13 protein-coding genes, 1 tRNA gene and 4 pseudogenes are annotated in these 17,180 nt (G+C 63.7%); 7 read left to right on the top strand and 11 right to left on the bottom strand.

Annotation, left to right across the window (positions count from 1 at the left end):
• Positions 1-80: 80 nt before the first annotated feature.
• From ACQCST_RS08145 to ACQCST_RS08125, 5 genes are all read right to left on the bottom strand, one after another.
• Positions 81-154, bottom strand: a tRNA-Ile gene (locus ACQCST_RS08145).
• A gap of 102 nt (positions 155-256) precedes the next feature.
• Positions 257-1,450, bottom strand: a complete 1,194-nt coding sequence (locus ACQCST_RS08140) for a glycosyltransferase (protein ID WP_426998762.1) — start codon at positions 1,448-1,450, stop codon at positions 257-259.
• Positions 1,451-1,545: 95 nt separating this feature from the next.
• Positions 1,546-2,454 carry a DMT family transporter gene (locus ACQCST_RS08135; RefSeq protein WP_426998761.1) on the bottom strand — a complete coding sequence of 303 codons (909 nt, stop codon included), beginning with the start codon at positions 2,452-2,454 and terminating at the stop codon, positions 1,546-1,548.
• A complete protein-coding gene (locus tag ACQCST_RS08130) occupies positions 2,454-3,077 on the bottom strand; it encodes a CDP-alcohol phosphatidyltransferase family protein (RefSeq protein ID WP_426998760.1) in 624 nt (207 codons plus the stop codon). Before ACQCST_RS08130 ends, ACQCST_RS08135 begins: the two co-directional genes overlap by 1 nt.
• 86 nt (positions 3,078-3,163) lie before the next feature.
• Positions 3,164-4,048 (bottom strand): phage holin family protein, encoded by an 885-nt coding sequence (locus ACQCST_RS08125; protein ID WP_426998759.1) that lies wholly within the window; start codon positions 4,046-4,048, stop codon positions 3,164-3,166.
• A gap of 174 nt (positions 4,049-4,222) precedes the next feature.
• Here ACQCST_RS08125 and ACQCST_RS08120 point away from each other — a divergent pair, with 174 nt between their 5' ends.
• From ACQCST_RS08120 to ACQCST_RS08110, 3 genes are read left to right on the top strand one after another with little or no spacing between them, the layout of a single operon-like run.
• Positions 4,223-5,452 (top strand): multidrug effflux MFS transporter, encoded by a 1,230-nt coding sequence (locus ACQCST_RS08120; protein ID WP_426999117.1) that lies wholly within the window; start codon positions 4,223-4,225, stop codon positions 5,450-5,452.
• A gap of 60 nt (positions 5,453-5,512) precedes the next feature.
• Positions 5,513-5,692, top strand: coding sequence for a hypothetical protein (locus ACQCST_RS08115; protein WP_426998758.1), 180 nt, complete (start codon positions 5,513-5,515; stop codon positions 5,690-5,692).
• Between the two features lie 56 nt (positions 5,693-5,748).
• Positions 5,749-6,156 (top strand): hypothetical protein, encoded by a 408-nt coding sequence (locus ACQCST_RS08110; RefSeq protein WP_426998757.1) that lies wholly within the window; start codon positions 5,749-5,751, stop codon positions 6,154-6,156.
• 366 nt (positions 6,157-6,522) lie between these two features.
• On the opposite strand, the gene ppsA is transcribed toward ACQCST_RS08110, so the two are convergent.
• The 4 genes and pseudogenes from ppsA to ACQCST_RS08090 all read right to left on the bottom strand — a co-directional run.
• The gene (ppsA, locus tag ACQCST_RS08105) at positions 6,523-8,943 is read right to left on the bottom strand and encodes a phosphoenolpyruvate synthase (protein ID WP_426998756.1); all 2,421 of its coding nucleotides are present in this window, start codon (positions 8,941-8,943) and stop codon (positions 6,523-6,525) included.
• A gap of 148 nt (positions 8,944-9,091) precedes the next feature.
• Positions 9,092-9,910 carry a pyruvate, water dikinase regulatory protein gene (locus tag ACQCST_RS08100; protein ID WP_426998755.1) on the bottom strand — a complete coding sequence of 273 codons (819 nt, stop codon included), beginning with the start codon at positions 9,908-9,910 and terminating at the stop codon, positions 9,092-9,094.
• Positions 9,911-10,025: 115 nt separating this feature from the next.
• Positions 10,026-10,516, bottom strand: a pseudogene (locus tag ACQCST_RS08095) (MFS transporter); the annotation flags it as partial.
• A 171-nt stretch (positions 10,517-10,687) separates the two neighbouring features.
• Positions 10,688-11,194: pseudogene (locus ACQCST_RS08090) on the bottom strand (IS3 family transposase); the annotation flags it as partial.
• Positions 11,195-11,267: 73 nt separating this feature from the next.
• Here ACQCST_RS08090 and ACQCST_RS08085 point away from each other — a divergent pair.
• Entirely contained in the window at positions 11,268-11,423 is a 156-nt protein-coding gene (locus ACQCST_RS08085) for an NAD-dependent epimerase/dehydratase family protein (protein WP_426999116.1), read from the top strand.
• Here the strand turns inward: ACQCST_RS08085 and ACQCST_RS08080 are convergent.
• Both ACQCST_RS08080 and ACQCST_RS08075 read right to left on the bottom strand, forming a co-directional pair.
• Positions 11,402-11,804 (bottom strand): annotated as a pseudogene (locus tag ACQCST_RS08080) (cellulose synthase); the annotation flags it as partial. The gene ACQCST_RS08085 and the pseudogene ACQCST_RS08080 sit on opposite strands and share 22 nt — an antisense overlap.
• Positions 11,801-12,936 (bottom strand): annotated as a pseudogene (locus tag ACQCST_RS08075) (SpoIIE family protein phosphatase). The pseudogenes ACQCST_RS08075 and ACQCST_RS08080, both read right to left, overlap by 4 nt.
• A 455-nt stretch (positions 12,937-13,391) precedes the next feature.
• On the opposite strand from ACQCST_RS08075, the gene ACQCST_RS08070 reads away from it, so the two are divergent.
• The 3 genes from ACQCST_RS08070 to opgC all read left to right on the top strand — a co-directional run bounded on the left by ACQCST_RS08070 (position 13,392) and on the right by opgC (position 17,134).
• Positions 13,392-14,645 (top strand): GAF domain-containing sensor histidine kinase, encoded by a 1,254-nt coding sequence (locus ACQCST_RS08070; RefSeq protein ID WP_426998754.1) that lies wholly within the window; start codon positions 13,392-13,394, stop codon positions 14,643-14,645.
• An 81-nt stretch (positions 14,646-14,726) separates the two neighbouring features.
• A complete protein-coding gene (locus ACQCST_RS08065; RefSeq protein ID WP_426998753.1) occupies positions 14,727-14,897 on the top strand; it encodes a hypothetical protein in 171 nt (56 codons plus the stop codon).
• Between the two features lie 35 nt (positions 14,898-14,932).
• On the top strand, positions 14,933-17,134 hold the full coding sequence (gene opgC / locus ACQCST_RS08060; RefSeq protein ID WP_426998752.1) for an OpgC domain-containing protein: 2,202 nt from the start codon (positions 14,933-14,935) through the stop codon (positions 17,132-17,134).
• Positions 17,135-17,180 lie beyond the last annotated feature (46 nt).

Below are 17,180 nucleotides of genomic sequence, written 5' to 3'. Positions count from 1 at the left end.
AGACTACCGGCCGACACGAGAAGGGAGCCGTGGCCTGCGCTAAGACGCAGGCCACGGCTCCCTTCGAACCAGGTAAAAAGTAGGGCTACTCGGACTTGAACCGAGGACCTTAGGATTATGAGTCCCGCGCTCTAACCAGCTGAGCTATAGCCCCATATACCCGAGCGCAGCAGGCTCGTTGCGGAGCCTGATCCTGTCCGGGGCAAAAACACTCTAGCAATAGTAATCGCCAGAGCGGTGCGTGTATGCACGCCGATCAAACCACCATGTCGTCGTAGTTGGCGCCACGGTACAGATCTTCGAACGTCTGAAGCGTTCCTTCAATACTGTGTGGCTCTACCATTCTGCGGCTCGCCGCGCCCATGGCTGCATGCTCCGCGGCCGGAAGCCGCACAATGCGGGTCATTTTTTCCGCAAGATCGTCGCTGTCGTTCGGCCTGAAAAGGTAGCCGTTTTCGCCGTCCCGCACCAGATGCGGCAGAGCCATGGCGTCAGCAAGCAGCACCGGAGTGGAAGCGGACATCGCTTCCAGTGTGACGAGGGACTGCAGCTCGGCTGTGCCTGGCATGCAGAACAGGTCCGCCTTGATGTACGCCTCGCGAAGGTCCTCGTCGCTGGCGATGCCCAAAAACCTGACCCTGTTCTGAAGACCAAGCCTTTCCACCTGGGTTTCAAGGGCAGCCCGCACCTCCCCGCCGCCCACAATTTCCAGATGGATGTTCAGTCCCGCCGGGGTCTTGGCCACGGCGTCGATCAGCACGTCCACATGTTTCTCCTCAGCCAGCCGGCCTGCGAATACCACCGTTGGATAGGCATGGCGCTCTACAACCTCCCCTGGCTGGAGCTCGTACGCGGAAGCATCAATGCCGTTGGAAAGCGGCAGTACCTTCGGCAGGAAAGCGTGCTGATGCATGGCTTTGGCGGCCAGCGGCGTGGGTGTGGTCACAACATCCGCCTGGCTCATGACCTTGCCCATGTCCTTCCAGGAAATGCGGCCCACGATGTCCTTGAACCACTGCGGGAAGGGCAGGAACGGATTCAGGTTTTCCGGCATGAAGTGGTTGGTGGCCACCACCCGGATGCCACGTTTGACGGCCTCGTACAGGACGTGCTCGCCGATCATGTAGTGGCTCTGGATATGCACAACGTCCGGCTTGATGCGGTCGAACAGCAAGCTGATGTCCTTCTTGATTTCCCAAGGGAAGCAGATCCGGAAATATTCGTGCGTGAACACGCCGTGCGAACGGAGGCGGTGCACGGTGGCCTCGGAACGGAACTCCGAAAAGGCCTTCCCGTTGTCCGCACGGCACGCCAGCACGTGGACGTTATGCCCGCGGCCGGTCATCCCTTTGGCTAAGCGGTAGCCGAACTGGGCAGCTCCGTTGACGTGGGGCGGGTAAGTGTCCGCGGCAATCAGGACGGTGAGTGGCTGGTCAGCGGGCGTGGTCACGTGGAGTGCTCCTGGTGGTCACGGCACTGGCAGCTTCTGCTGCCGGTACCGGGTGGCCGCTGGCATGTTGCGCCGGGCCGCAAGGTGAAAATCGGCTAGTGGGACGCCCTGCCCGCGGCCTTCCGCGCTTCCTTCTTGCGCTTGGTGACCTCGGGATGGTGCCTGGATAGGGCGATCACCCCCACGATAGCAAGGGATGCCGCTGTGGCCATGCCAATCGCCATCACGGCGTGGACATCGGGACGGAGCTCCCCCAGAATCATGATGCCGATGGCAATTCCCACGATCGGATCAATCACTGTCAGCCCGGCAATGACGAGGTCCGGCGGTCCGCCGGAGTATGCACTTTGAACAAACCAGGTACCCAGGCCGCCGGCAGCCACGATTGCCAACACTGAGTACCACTGAACGTTCAGGAGGGCGAGTCCATTGGGATCAACCAGGTGCTTGCCGATGATCCGGGTGAGCACTGCGACGAAGCCGAACAGCACGCCTGCACCCAGAATGTAGACAAAAGCGCTCATCCGGTGCTTGAACATCACCGCCAGCGTCCCGAAAACTCCCACGGCCAGCGCAAGCAGCAGAACGATTGTCAGTTCGTCGCTTTGACTGACGTGGTGGTTCTCCTGCGTGACGTTTACGGCGAGCAGGACGAACAGCGCCGAGCCGGATACACAGGCCGTGATGGCCACAATCGTGGCCCGGTTGATGCTCAGGCCCTGGTCCTTGGAGTTGACCACGGTGGTAATGACCAGCGCAATGGCGCCAATCGGCTGCACCACAGTCAGCGGTGCGGAGACCAGCGCAATCGCATTCATCACCATCCCGACGCACAGCAGCAGCAGGCCAAGTACCCAGCGCGGATTCCGCAGCAGGCGCAGAAAACCCTTCGTACTCAGCGCCAGCCCGCCGGTGTCAGCCTTGACCGCACTTCCTTGGCGCTGGGCACCAAAAGCCAGGAAAAAAGCCCCAAGCACTGCAAGAAAAACCGCCACCCAGACCATCAGGAGGGACCGCCGTCGTCGGCTGTCTGCATTCTGCCCTTCCGAAGGATGGCCCAGAAGTAGTTGTAGGCGGCGATCCAATGCCCCAGCAACCCCAGGCCAAGAACGATCCACGCCGTGACAAAGTACACCTCACTCAGCGGGATGGACATCCTGGACAGCACCAGAAGCGGAGTGCCCAGCAACAAGAGGCCGGTACGGGTCTTGCCGATCCGGCTCACGGGCAAGTCCGGGTGGCTGCGGAAGTAGAAAAGGGTCATCACCAGGAGTATGGTGTCCGGGACAACCAGCGCAGCCAGATACCACCATTGCACAACGCCGGCAATCACCAGGGTGACGGCCACAGCCAACAGTGCAAGCCTGTCGGCGATGGGGTCCATAACACGTCCAAGTTTTGAGGTCTGGTTGAAGCGGCGGGCAACATAGCCGTCCACCCAATCCGTGCCGCCCATGATCGCGAGCACCAGCACGGCAAAACCGTATTCCTTCTGCGCCAGTACCAGCCAGACGAACAGGGGTACGCCCATAAACCGGAGCACGGTAATCAGATTGGGGACGGTGACGATCAGGTCGTGATCGATCTGCGGTTGGCCGGGGCGGGAACCGGCGCCGATGAACCTCATCCGGTCCCCTTTCCATTGCCGGCAATCTCGAGTCGCCTGGGCTCAGCTGCCACGTTCCTTGAATCCAGATTGGATTCCGGGATATTCTAATTCTTGAAGAGTCTTCTCAGCAGGACCACAAGGACCGCGGAAGACGCGGCCAAGACGATGAGTGGCTTCCACCTCCCGTCCAAGGAACCTGCACCGCCGTCGCTTGACGTATCGCTGCCTGAACGGGAGGGGCCCACGAAGGGCCGGAGCTTTTCCGCTGCCCGTCCGCTGCTTTCTTTCAGGAGTTCCCTTCCATCGTCCAGGCGGTCCTTGGCCATCCCAAGAAAGGCCTGTCCCTGCGTTCTGACGTCAAGTTCCCGGCCAAGATCGTCCCTTACACCGGTCAGGTGCTGCCGCCGCTGTTTCAGCCTGCTGCGCAGTTCCGCCTCAGTGGGGGCCGGGATGTCCGTGGTTTTCTTTGCTTTGGCAGCCTTCTCGGCTTTTACCTGTGCCTCGGCCTCGGCCTTAGCTGCCTTGGCGGCCTTGGCTTCCGGGGTACTGGGATCCAGGAGTGCGGGGTTGTAGGCCGACCCCTCTTTTGCGATGCCCAGGTCGTGCTTGAGTCCGCGAAGGGAATCCTCGGGAATCAGCGGCAGGGACTTCTTGAACTTGCGCAGGCCAATGAGGGCGCCCAGGAGCGCAATCAGCAGGAACAAGCCGCACACTGAGAGCGCAGCCAACCACGCAGGCATGATGGTGGCAAGTCCCATGATGGCTGCAACAATCAGCCCGATAACGAGGAACGCAATGAAAACAAGCGCGACGGCGAAAAACGCTGCCGCGACCCCCAGCTGAATGCCCTTGCGCTTGATTTCGACCTTGGCCAGCGCGATTTCGTCATTGAGTTGACGGGGCAACAGCCGGAATACAAGCTTCAGCGTTTTGGGTAGCGCAGAAATGCGCGGCCCGGGGATTGTCCGCCCGCTGTGACGTCCGCTCATCGGTTCCGCCTAACTGGTTCCATGGTCGATTCGGCTTCCGGATCATGTGGCGTGTGCGAGTGTGCACAGCCCCCGCTGACAAAACTATCATTCAGGCTTAGGACGTGCTTCTGGCGAAAGCGCGTGGCGAGCCCTCCAACGCTGTAAAAATACGATCTTCCGGCCATAGGATTGATCTCCGTGAGCATTCCCATCAATCCGGGCGATTCCCTGAGCCGCCGCCAGAAGCTTCTTTACATTCTCCTGCTTGGCGCCCTGACGGCGCTGGGCCCCTTTACGGTTGATCTATACCTCCCTGCGTTCCCCGCATTGGAAGAAAGCCTGGGCGTGTCAGAGGCAGCCGTGCAGTTGACCCTGACCGGAACCACCATCGGATTTGCTCTGGGCCAGCTGGTGGTGGGTCCGTTCAGTGACAAGTTCGGACGGCGCCTCCCGCTGATTCTGGCCACCGCGGTACACATCGCAGCATCAATCGGGGCTGCGCTTTCCACGGACATTGCCTCGTTGGGCCTCTTCCGCTTACTGATGGGTGCAGGCGCGGCCGGTGGCGGTGTGGTTGCAATGGCGATGGTGCGTGACCTCTTCAGCGGCTACGCCATGGTGCGGATGTTCTCCCGGATGGCACTGGTAAACGGGCTTGCGCCCATCCTGGCCCCGGTCATCGGCTCCCAGCTCCTGCTGGTTATGCCGTGGCCCGGGATCTTCGTTTTCCTGGCCGCCTACGGCACCGCCGTGATCATCGCCGCGATGTTCCTGGTCCGGGAAACGCTCCCCCGCGACCAGCGGGGGAAGTCCGGCCTGACGGCGGGTCAGCGCTACAAGCTGCTCTTCTCGGACCGGATCTTCGTAGGCCTGCTGATGTTGGGCGGGATGAATTTCGCAGGGCTGTTCACCTACCTGTCCGCATCACCGTTCCTGTTCCAGAATGTTTACGGATTCTCACCCCAGCAGTACGGCCTGCTGTTCGGCATCAATTCGCTGGGCATCGTGGCCGGGGTGCAGACGAGCTCCCGGCTTATCAAACGCGTACCCCCGCAATGGATTCTTGCCTGCTCAACGGCCTGGATGTTCCTGATGGCTGTGCTGATCGTTGTCTGTGACCAGCTGGGGTTCGGGCTGTGGGGTGTGATGGTGCCGCTCTGGTTCTACATCCTTGGCGCCGGTTTCACGTTCCCCTGTGTCCAGGTGCTGGCATTGGCAAATCACGGCGCCCAGGCAGGCACTGCTGCCTCGCTGCTGGGCGCGGCCACCTTTATGATGGCGGGCCTCGTCTCCCCCGTGGTGGGCTGGCTGGGAGTGGGTTCCCCCACGCCCATGGGCGCAGTCCAGGCAGTCTGCATCCTGCTGGCGGTTCTGGCTTTGTGGCTGGTAGTGCGGCCAAAGTCCGTCCCCTCCATCCACTAGTCCGGCCGCATGACTAGGCCGGATAGATGACCAGGCTGGACAGATGACGGGGCTTGACGCATGACGGGAAAGCCGCACCGGAACCGCAGGGGACTATTCCTTGGCGCGATGCTTGGTGCCATTGCCGGCTATTTTGCTGGCCGCGCCATCGGAAACCCGGGCGCCGGTATCATCCTGGGCATGCTGGCCGGCTCGGCGCTCCTGTACCGGGTAAATCCCGGGCCGTGGAAGCGGAACTGAAAGCGGCCATGACCGGCACCTGTTCGAGGCGGCCAGCTGCGCGCTAAAGTTAATCCGTGCCCAGCAGGCAGAATCATCAGCCTCTTCCGGCCACGTGGCAGCGGCGCGACGCCGGCATTTTGCCTCTGTGGTGGGAACGGCTGTGCTCGCAGACCAGTACCCAATCCGCCGCCCTTTACGCAGCGGGGCTCTTCACCGAGGACCGCCGGCGCCCCATAGCGCAATGGTTTAATCCCGCGTTCAATGCCGCCCTGCTGGTTGCTCCGGAAACTTCCGCAGAGTGGCCCGTACAACGCTTCGGCATCTTCTACGCGCCGCCGGACACCGGCTTCACCCGGGTGCATTCCGCCCCGCATGAATGGCACCCGCGCGAGCCCAGGCAGTCTCCCACCGAACAGGAGGCCTTCCTGGCCGCCGTGGCCGAAGCGGAGCGCTTCCTGCAAGTGGAGATGGACTTCGTCTGAGCGCTTCCTGCAGGTGGCCGCGGCCCTACGGAAGCAGCACATAAAAAAGGTCCCGCAGCCGGTTATTCACCGGCCACGGGACCTGCAAGCTCCTCCTGCTGGACCCGAACCAGCAACCCTACGATTGCTGGTCCGTTTTGTTCTGCTCCTATGCCCTTGCTTACGCCGTGATCGCCGTTGCCGGGGCCCATCTGGAGGACGACGAGACGACCCCCAACTCCTCCCCCGATTCAGCCGGCGAAAGCATATCCGGATCCGCCATGGACGTCGGCGGTATGAGTTATGTAGTGATGCACAGACATCAAGTCAACCTCGGGAAACGGGGCTGGCGGCGGCACAGCGGCAGAAGCGGGCCGGGCTTCGGCCCTAAGTCGTGACCCCAGGGGTATGCATTCCCTTCATCCCATTGCCGGCTGATGCACCGGCGAGGCGGAGCCAGGTGTCCACCACGGTGTCGGGGTTCAGTGAGACGGAATCGATGCCTTCGCCCACCAGCCACTCTGCGAAGTCCGGATGGTCGCTGGGGCCCTGGCCGCAGATCCCCACGTATTTGCCGCGGGCCTTGCAGGCCTTGATGGCCATGCTCAGCAGCTTCTTGACCGCGGGGTCGCGTTCGTCGAAGCTGCCGGCGACGATGGCGGAGTCCCGGTCCAGGCCGAGGGTCAGCTGCGTCATGTCATTGGAGCCGATGGAGAACCCGTCGAAGTGGTCCAGGAATTCGTCGGCCAGCAGCGCGTTGGACGGCAGCTCGCACATCATGATGACCTCAAGGCCGTTCTCGCCGCGGCGCAGTCCGTTCTCCGCGAGCAGATCGATGACGCCGCGGGCCTCGTCGAGGGTGCGCACAAAGGGGATCATCAGTTTGACGTTGGTCAGCCCCATCTCATTGCGGACAAAGGAGAGGGCCTCGCACTCGAGGTCGAAGCAGTCCCGGAAGGAGGGCTCCAGGTAACGGGAGGCGCCGCGGAAGCCGAGCATCGGGTTCTCTTCGTGCGGCTCGTAGGCGGGCCCGCCGAGCAGGTTCGCATACTCGTTGGACTTGAAGTCGGACATGCGGACAATCACCGGCTCGGGTGCGAACGCCGCGGCGATGGTTGCCACCCCTTCGGCCAGGCGCTTGATGTAGTAGTCGCGCGGGCTGTCGTAGGCGGCGATCCGCTCCCGGATTTCCGCGGCCACGTCCGCCGGCTGGTCCTCCGGATTCAGCAGCGCCTTCGGGTGGATGCCGATCTGGCGGTTGATGATGAACTCCAGCCGTGCCAGGCCCACACCGTGGTTGGGCAGCTGCGCGAAAGTGAACGCCTGCTCCGGGGTACCGACATTCATCATGACCTTGACGGGTGCCTCGGGCAGCTGGGTGATCTCGGTTTCCTCGACACTGAAGTCCAGAAGTCCTTCGTAGATCAGACCGGTCTCGCCTTCGGCGCAGGAGACCGTCACCTCGGTGCCGTCGGACAGGATGTCCGTGACGTCCCCGGTACCGACGACGGCGGGAATCCCCAGTTCCCGGGCGATGATCGCCGCATGGCAGGTGCGTCCGCCCCGGTTGGTCACGATGGCCGACGCACGCTTCATGATCGGTTCCCAGTCCGGGTCGGTCATGTCAGCGACGAGGACGTCGCCGGTTTCGAATGCGGCCATCTGGTCAATGGCGGTGAGGATACGGACGCGGCCGGCGCCGATGCGCTGGCCGATGGCGCGGCCCTCGGACAGCACCCGGCCGGTCCCGTTCAGGCGGAAACGGCTCAGCTGGCCGGCGGGCCTGCGGGACTGCACGGTTTCCGGGCGCGCCTGCAGAATGTAGAGGCCGCCGTCGATCCCGTCCTTGCCCCATTCGATGTCCATGGGGCGCCCGTAATGGGTCTCGATGGCGACGGCGTGGCGGGCGAGCTGCTCGACGTCGTCGTCCGTGATGCTGAAGCGGTTCCGGAGTGAAGCCTCTACCGGCACAAAGTCAATGGTGCGGCCGATTTCACGGCTGGCCGTGTACGTCATCTGGAGCGCTTTCTCCCCCAGTCCGCGCTTGAGGATGGCGGGGCGGCCCGCCTGCAGAGCCGGCTTGTACACGTAGAACTCATCCGGGTTGACGGCGCCCTGGACTACGGCCTCGCCGAGACCGTAGGAGGACGTGACGAAGACAGCGTCCTGGAACCCGGATTCGGTGTCCATGGTGAACATAACGCCGGAAGCCCCGACGTCGGAACGCACCATCCGCTGGATCCCTGCCGACAGCGCCACCTCTGCGTGCTCGAATTTGTGGTGCACCCGGTAGGCGATGGCGCGGTCATTGTAGAGGGACGCGAACACATCCTTGATGGCCACCAGGATGTTCTCGATGCCCCGGACGTTCAGGAAGGTTTCCTGCTGCCCGGCGAAGGAAGCATCCGGAAGATCTTCCGCCGTCGCGCTGGAGCGGACAGCCCAGGAGAGGTCGGCGGAGCCTCCGTGCTTGTCCACCAGCTCCTGGTAGGAGGCCCGGACCTGCGCCTCAAAGTCCGGCAGGAAGGGCGTCTCGCGCATCAGGCTCCGGATCTCCTGGCCCGCTGCGGCCAGGGCGGTGACATCATCGGTGTCCAGGCCCACCAGCCTGTCGGCTATCTTCTGATCCAGGCCGGAATCCGCCAGGAACCTGCGATAGGCGTCTGCTGTCGTGGCGAACCCGTCCGGTACCCGGACACCGGCGGAGGTCAGGTTCGCCACCATCTCACCGAGGGAGGCGTTCTTACCGCCGACCCGATCAAGGTCCTTGAGTCCGAGTTCTGAGAACCACAGGATGTCTGTCGTCATAGTCACTGCTCCTTTGCAAATGGCGGCATGCGGGGCGCTGCCCCCGCGCGCGGCGATCACCGCTAGGACGGAGGCCCTGTCCACAGTGACAGGTATCCGCCGGTCTTTCCACATGACGTACGCCACATGGCATTTGTGAAACTTTTCCCTAATGCTTGAGCTTCATCCGCTGCAGGATGGTGGCAGCCATTTCCTCCACGGACACACTGGCTGAATTCAGGTAGGGAATCCCATGGGACACATACAAACGCTCCGCGCTGCGCAGCTCAAAACCGCACTGCCGCAGCGACGCGTACGGCGAGCCGCGACGGCGCTCGGTGCGGACCTGGCTCAGGCGGAGGGGGTTAGAGGTGAGGCCAAAGCACTTCCCAACGAACGGCCTCAGCGGCTTGGGGAGCCCCTCCCTTTCAAAGTCCTCGTCCACCAGCGGGAAGTTCGCGGCGAAGATGCCATGCTGCAGCGCCAGATACATGGTGGTGGGCGTTTTGCCGCAGCGGGATGGGGCCACCAGGATGAGCTGGGCCTTTTCCAGCGCGCGCAGGCTTTGCCCGTCATCATGTTCCATGGCATATTCGACGGCGGCCATCCGGGATTGATAGCGCACCGCGTTGCCCAGGCCATGGGCCCTGCCCGGTTCCCCGCTGGCCTGGGCGCCAAGGGCACGCTCCAGCTGTCCGACATGCGTCCCGATAAGATCCACGATGGTTGCCTTGCACGTGGCCAGGGTATTGCGGATGTCGCTGCCAACCGCGGTTGAAAAGACGATTGGCGCCAGGCCGTGGGCGGCCAGATCATCGATGATGTTCACGACAGCCTGCGCCTGTTGGACAGTCGTGATGAAGGGGATCGTCGTGCGGTCAAAATTGCTGGCAGGGAACTGCGTCAGCAAGGTGTTGCCGAGCGTTTCTGCGGTGATGCCCGTACTGTCCGAGAGGAAGTAGACCGGGCGAGGATCATCATTGGTCATTAACGCATTCTCCACCAGTGCGAACCGCGTATGGAATGTCGGGTCGGGGACTCAATAAACATACCGGGCGATCGAGCGGTAGCGGCGCGCGGCGCAGGCCATGTGAAGGCGGGCCCGCATCGCTGGCCGCGTCTGCGTCGTCAACCTCCTGGAGTGAAATCCCCTTCGTCTCCTTCAGCAGCAGCACGGCGACCGCAGTGACTGCACCGGCACCCATCAGGTAAACGGCAACAGGCACCGATGAGCCGAAACGTTCCAGCGGCCCCGTGGCAATAATCGAAGCCAACGATCCGCCCACAATGGATGTCACTGGGTACCCCGAAGACACGCCTGAATACCGCATCCGGGTGGGTAACCTTTCCGCCATGATGGCAGGCCGTCCCGCATACATCAGCGCATGAAAAAGCAGGCCAATGGTGATCGCCGCCAAGATCATCAGATCATTGCCGGTATCCATCATGGGAAAGGCAAAGAAACCCCAGGTTCCACCCGTAAGCCCGCCGGCAAAATAGACGGGTTTGCGCCCAGCCGGTCCGAGAGCCTGCCCAGCAGCGGAACCACCGCGAAGTGAGTTGCATGTCCCACCAGCAGAATCCGCGAAGTATTCGCATGAGTACGCCGGTTGTCAGCAGGTTACCCATCGGGACTGCGGATTGCGGCCAGCTGGCCCAGTAGCCGGCCTGTGCAAAACCTGGCAGCACCCCATAACGAATGTCGAGGCACCCACCAGAATGAGGCTGAGCTGCAGCAATTTCTTGCACCGGGTCTGCCCAAGGTTTAGTTGACAGTTTGGGCTGGTATTTGGGCGACCGGTTGGGAGGTCTTGTTTATTGTCTCAAACTCGATCGGTGTTAGCTTGCCGAGTCGTCGTTGGCGGCGTCGGCGGTGGTAGGTTTTCTCGATCCAGACCACGATGGCCAGGCGTAGTTCCTCCCGGGTTTCCCAGCGTTTTTGGTTCAGCACGTTCTTTTGCAGCAGGGAGAAGAAACTTTCCATGGCGGCGTTGTCTGCGCATGCCCCGACCCGTCCCATGGAGCCCTGCAAGCCCGCTGTGCCTATCAGGCGGGTGTATTTCTTTGACCGGAATTGTGAGCCTCTGTCGGAATGTATGAGGGTTCCTTGCGGTGCGCGTTGACTGATCGCAGCAGCTAACGCGTTCACGGCTAGCGAGGCTTTCATCCGTGAATCGATGGAGTAGCCCACAATCCTGTTGGAGAACACGTCCTTGACCGCACACAGGTACAGTTTCCCCTCGCCGGCTAATTTGTCGCGCACAAAAGACAACGGAGCCGCTCGTGTCGGCTTCACCTACACTCAAGGGCCTCCTCGGCGCCTTCCTCAAGCAGGGGGCGGAACAATGACCGCGTCACGGACCGCCCTCGTCTTCGGAGCGAGCGGCTTCATTGGCCGCTGGCTCGTGCGCGAACTCCTGCTGCAGGGCGTCGCGGTCGTCGCCGCCGTGCGCAGCGCAGGATCGCAAGTCAAACTCGCCTCCTGGCTCCGGGTCACGTAGCCCATCCCGTGCCGGGCAGCGAGGCCGCTCAGTTCCGGCCGGGCGCCGTCGTCCAGTATCCAGGTGGTGTGTGTGGGTGCCGGATCCGCTGCGCGGCGGGGCCGTGGTCATCACCAGGTCCAGGGGCTAGTTGTAGGTGGTGATGAAGACATCCACGGTGGCATCAGCCGGGGCCTCCGGCGCGGCTCCTCGGAGCTTGAGCCGCCAGACGGTCAGGCCGAAGAGCATAACGTCGACGAGACTGTAGGTCTCGGCGGCCAAGAGCGGCACGGCGATCCACCAGGCGCCCCAATTCAGTGAGAAGGCCCAGCGCCAGGCCACGTAATTCAGCCCCAGGATGAGGGTCAGGACAACAACAATACGCGTCCAGAAACGGGTCACGGCGCCGGAACTCCGGCCGGCGCTTCAGCAGCCCGCCGGGCCGTGCGACGGACGACGACTGCGGTGACGTCGTCGTCGGCGGTCCCGGCCGGAGCCAGCCGCAGGACGGCATCGCAGGCCGCGCCGGCACTGTCGTCTCCGTGGACAGCCTCCAGGACCTACTGGGTGAACTCTTCCAGCGACCCAAACACGTCCAGCACCCCGTCGCTGACCACCGCGAGCGAATCGCCCGGGGCCAGTTCCAGGTCGGCGTGCTCCCAGGTGGAGTCCGTCCAGGCCCCCACGGGCGGACCGGCCGGAAGCAGCCGTTGGGCCGTCCCGTCGGCGCGGATGTGCAGGGCGACGCCGTGCCGGCGTCGACGTACTTGACCTTGCCGGAGTCCGCCTCAAGCCGGGCGGGGAACAGCGTGACGAACGACGCTGACTGGTCCAGGTCCGCGGCGATGGTGCGGCTGGCGGAATCGAAGGCGCTGCCGATGTCCGGGTTCCGGCCCACGGAGCGCATGACGGCCCGGACGGTGGCGGCGATTAGGGCAGCGCCCATGCTCTTGCCCATGGCATCGGCGAAGGTGAGCTGCAGGCCGTCGGCCATCTGGAGCCGGTCGTAGAAGTCACCGCCCAAGTTGCGGGACGGGCGGAAGCGGCCGGCCACGTCCTAGCCCTCAAGCCGCACGGCTTCTTGCGTGAGCAGGCTCTGCTGGACTTCCGCGGCCCGTATCAGCTCGTCCCGGGCACCAGTGTCTGCGAGGGCGGTGCGCGTCCGCCGGAAGAGGGCATTGATGCGGGCCTGGATTTCGCGGGGGCTGAACGGCTTGTCGATGTAGTCGTCGGCGCCGTTCTCCAGGCCGGTCAGCCGGTCGATCTCCTCGGTGCGGGCCGTGAGCATGATGATGTAGGCGTCGGAAAACTCCCGCAGGAGCCGGCAGACTTCGAGACCGTCGATATCGGGCAGGTTCACGTCCAGCGTGACCAGGTCAGTCGGCGCTGCCCTGACGGCCTCGACGCCGTCGTACCCGTTGGGTGCCTCGGTGACGTCGAATCCCTGCTTCGTCAGGATTCTTGCCAGGAGGCCGCAGATATCGTCGTCATCCTCGATGACGACGGCACGGCGGGGTCCGGGGCTGGAAGTCATAGGACTATTCCTACCGTATTTACACCGCTTGTCACATCGTGTTCTGCTTCCTGCGCCATTACGACGGCGGCGGCGGGGCCAGCCATGGGTGCCCCGCGCCTGGCCTTGTGCGCTCCACGTCTTGCCCAGTGCGGCCTCCGGGTCCCCGGAGGCGAATCTGGAGTTCATGACTGACACTGCTGTACCGGTGGTGGCTGCCTGGCAAAGGGGGACGATGTGTCCCGGGAGAGGATCAGGACAGCGGTCCTGCAACTGGCCCGGAACCACCAGCACAACGGCACCCTGAGGCTCGGCTCCTCCGCCGCGATTGTGGTCGGGACCCGGGCCTAGGAAGCAGCCGTGGCGCCTGTCTTGGCTGTCCAGGCATGGAATCGGACCAGACAGGGCTCAGCTAGGATACTTTTGGGGGACCTGAGCGGACAGCCGGGGTCATGCAGTCTCGGGGGAGGTACCAAATGGCGGACGTCAGCACACGGACTACCGCGGACGACGAGTTGGACCGGCAGTATGTCCTGGCAGAGTACGGGCTGTCCGGCGATAAGGCACACCCTGAAGCGGTCCCGGATGCAGGCGACAGACGCGCCCTAGACAACCTTGTGCGCCTCGCCGCCGCACTGTGCGGCGTGCCCTACGGCGTGGTCAACATCATCACCGCGGACCAGCAGCGACAGATTGCTGCGTCGGGGCTGGAGCCGCGTGTCTGTGCACGTCGGGATTCGATGTGTGCGCAGGTTTTTCTGAACGGTTCCACCACTGTGGTTCCAGATGCGCGGCTGGACCCCCGGGTTGCGTCGAACCCGTTTGTGACCGGTGAAATCGCCAGCGTCCGCTTCTATGCGTCCGTGCCCCTCCAGACCGCATCCGGCCATGTCCTGGGATCGCTCTGCGTTTTGTCCTACAAGACGGCCGTGCCATCCGCCGAGCAGATCGCTATGTTGGAGGCACTTGCGGCGCAGGTGGTGGAGGTGCTGGAACTCCAGCACCGGTCCCGGCAGCTCAACCAAGCCACGGAAGAGCTCCGCAGGAGCAATAAGAAGCTCGGAGAATTCGCTGGCCGAGTCAGCCACGACCTGCGCGCTCCGCTGACCACCATCCTCGGTTACGTGGAATTGAGTGAGGATGATCCGGGCGTGCGGGACCAAGAGCGTGCGGCAGAATACCTGCAGCGGATCGGGGCCAGCGGACGGCGGATGCTGGCCATGCTGGAAAACGTCCTCAGCTACTCCAGGATCGGCGGTGCCATCAGGCCGAAGCAGGTTTCACTCCGCGCCATTGTGGAGGAGGCAGGCAACGACCTGGGTGACGCTTTCGCCGTCGGCGCCACCGTGGTCTGTGACGAGGTGGAGCTCTACGCCGATGCCGCCCAGCTGCGGATTCTGCTGCAGAACTTGCTGGGCAACGCGCTGAATTACAGGGACGACGGGCGCCCCCTCGCCATTCGTATCTCCGGTTCGGCGGATGAACTGGGCGTTACCGTCCGCTTGGCTGACAACGGGAAAGGCATCGGCGCTGAAGACCGCAAGCGCGTCCTGGAACCGCTGGTCCGCCTTCACCGGCCCGGTGACCCGCCCGGGTCCGGGCTGGGCCTGGCCACCTGCCTGCGTATTGCACGGTCCCACGGCGGAGACCTGACGCTGGATGAAACCCCCGGCGGCGGCACCACCGCTGACGTCAAGTTCCCTTGGGCCCGCCAGCATCCGGAGCGGTAGATGGCCGGGGCCGTGCTTTACGCTCGCGGAACCCAAGCCGCAAGGGAATCCCGCGTGGCGGGCTCCAACATGAGGTCAGTCATGCTGGCATTCCTTGTCATGCTGATGCTGCTGGGTCCCGCAGCCGGAGCCCGAGCGGCTGATGGCGGCAGCGCCGGAGCCGACAGCCTGGGGTCCAGCGCGGGCAAGCCGCTCCTGGGCGGCGTCCTGGAGTGGGGTGCAGACGATGCACAGGCTTCTCCGAACGACTGAAAGCCACTCCGGCCGTCCTTGGACACGAGATTTCCTTGCCCATCAAGGAGAGCGACAGGGGCTACGTCCGGGAGTTCCTGTCCCAGAGCGCAGCCACGGGGGCGCACGCACTGCTGACCGTGAATCCGACAGTTCCCCTGGCGGCCGTGGACGCCGCTAAAGCCAGGGAGTTCGCCCATGAGCTGGAATCGCTGGCCAGCGGATTTCCCGGCAAACTGTTGATCCGTTTCGCGCCGGACATGAACGCCGGCTGGACGGCGTGGGGGCAGCAGCCGGACACGTACGTAACGGCGTTCCGTGCCGTGGCCCAGGCGTTCGAATCCCGCGACAACGCCTTGATGCTCTGGCAGCCCTTCCTTGGCCGGGACTATCCTTTCGGCAAAAACAGGAGCGCTCCCGCCCCAGGAACCGCAGGCTTCGCCTCCCTGGACACGAATTCCGACGGCGTATGGAACGGCGCGGACGATCCTTACGCACCGTACTACCCGGGTGATGCCGCGGTGGACTGGGTGGGGCTGTCCGCCTATCACGATGACACTGGCGGCGGAGCTGCCGTGAATACCCTGCCCGCGGCGGGTGAACTGGCCGCTATGCTGACCGGCGCGGACTTTTACGGCGCCTACAGTGCCGCGCGGGGTAAACCGCTCCTGTTGCAGACGGCGGCCTATTACAGTCCCGCGGCAGGCGGCCCGGCCGAAGTCGAGATCAAATCGGCGTGGTGGAAGCAGGTGCTGGCCGAGGCGGCCTCCGCCCGTTTTTACCGGACCGGTGCCGTGGTCTGGGACGAGAAGACGAACGCCCGCGACACCGGCGACCTGACCATCGACTGGCGGCTTACGGGCCGGGCGGACCTCAGCGCGGCGGCCGGCGCCGCGGTCAGGCAATCATCACTGGTGACGGGACCGGTCACCGGGACTGTCCAGGGCCTCAGCGACGACTCGGCTGGCAGCGTCCTGGCCGGAACCGCGGTGTGGGTTGCCGCCGTCGCCCTGTTCCTGGTGGCGGGAGCTCTCTGGCTGGTGCCACTGCGGTCCCGCCCGCCTTGGGAGTGGACTTATCGGGACAGCTTTTCCCGGGACTCCCGCGTGGACATGCTGCGCGGACTGGCCATCATCCTGGTGGTGGTGAACCACGTCGGTATGACCTCGCTCTTCCAGCTCTTCACACAGGAAGCCATTGGCTTTGTCTCCGGCGCCGAACTGTTCGTTCTGCTGTCCGGGCTGGTACTGGGCATGGTCTACGGACCCAAGGCGCGGGACGGGTTCGGCGAGGTGGCGTCCCGCACCTCCAGGCGCGCGGGCAAGCTTTACGTCACGGCCCTGACCGTGGTCGCGGTCGTGTTCGTAATCAGCCTGTTGCCTGGCGTCAACGCCGATGCCCTCACTACGTTCACCGATCAGGGCACCGGAGGCGCCGGCCGTTCCGGCGCGGGAAGGACCTACGACCTGTATGCCGGGATGCAGGCGCTGCTGCAGTTCCCGGTGCCTGCCGGCGTCATTCCGGCTATCCTGCTGCTGCAGTTCGGGCCCTGGCAGTTCAACGTCATGGGTCTGTACGTGGTCATGCTGCTCATCAGCCCGCTCATCCTGGCTGGGCTCACGCGGGGCAAGGCCGTATGGATCCTGGCCGGTTCCGTCAGCCTGTATGCGGCGGGGTCCGTCTTCCGTTTCCGTCTCCTGCCGTCCCAGTTCGAGGACTCGTTCCCGCTGCTCGTGTGGCAGGTGCTGTTTGTGCTCGGGCTCGTGGGCGGGTACTATCGGCGCCCGATCGTGGCCTGGCTATCGGCGCACCCTTGGCTGATCGCTGGCTGCACCCTACTGACGGCCGGTTTCGCGTTCATGTCGTGGGCCAATCCCCACGTGGCCAACGAGTTCGACGTCCGGCTCCAGCTCTTGCCTGATGCCGGTTACCGCTCAATGTACGATCATTTCTTCGGGCGGACCTACCTGGGCCCGGGCCGCCTCCTGAACGTACTCACCCTCCTGGTGACGGCGTACGCGCTGCTCACGGCCTACTGGAAACCGGTGGACAAGGCCGTCGGATGGCTGCTTATTCCGCTTGGGCAGGCGACCCTGTACGTGTTCATCATCCACGTCCTGCTGATCGCAGTGGTGGCCAACATCCCGCTTCTGCAGGAGGGACACATCTGGCTGAACACGGCGGCGAACGCTGCCATCATCGCCCTGCTGTGGGTCATGGTCCGCAAACGGTTCCTGTTCGGCATCATCCCCACCTAGTGTAGCGTGTCGTTGATTCCTTTGGGTATGGTTTTTTGTCAGACTT

Origin of the sequence: Pseudarthrobacter sp. N5 (assembly GCF_050157035.1) — a bacterium.
GTDB lineage: Bacteria > Actinomycetota > Actinomycetes > Actinomycetales > Micrococcaceae > Arthrobacter.
Note: the sequence above shows the minus strand (reverse complement) of the source record. Positions and strands in the feature narration are given on the sequence as shown.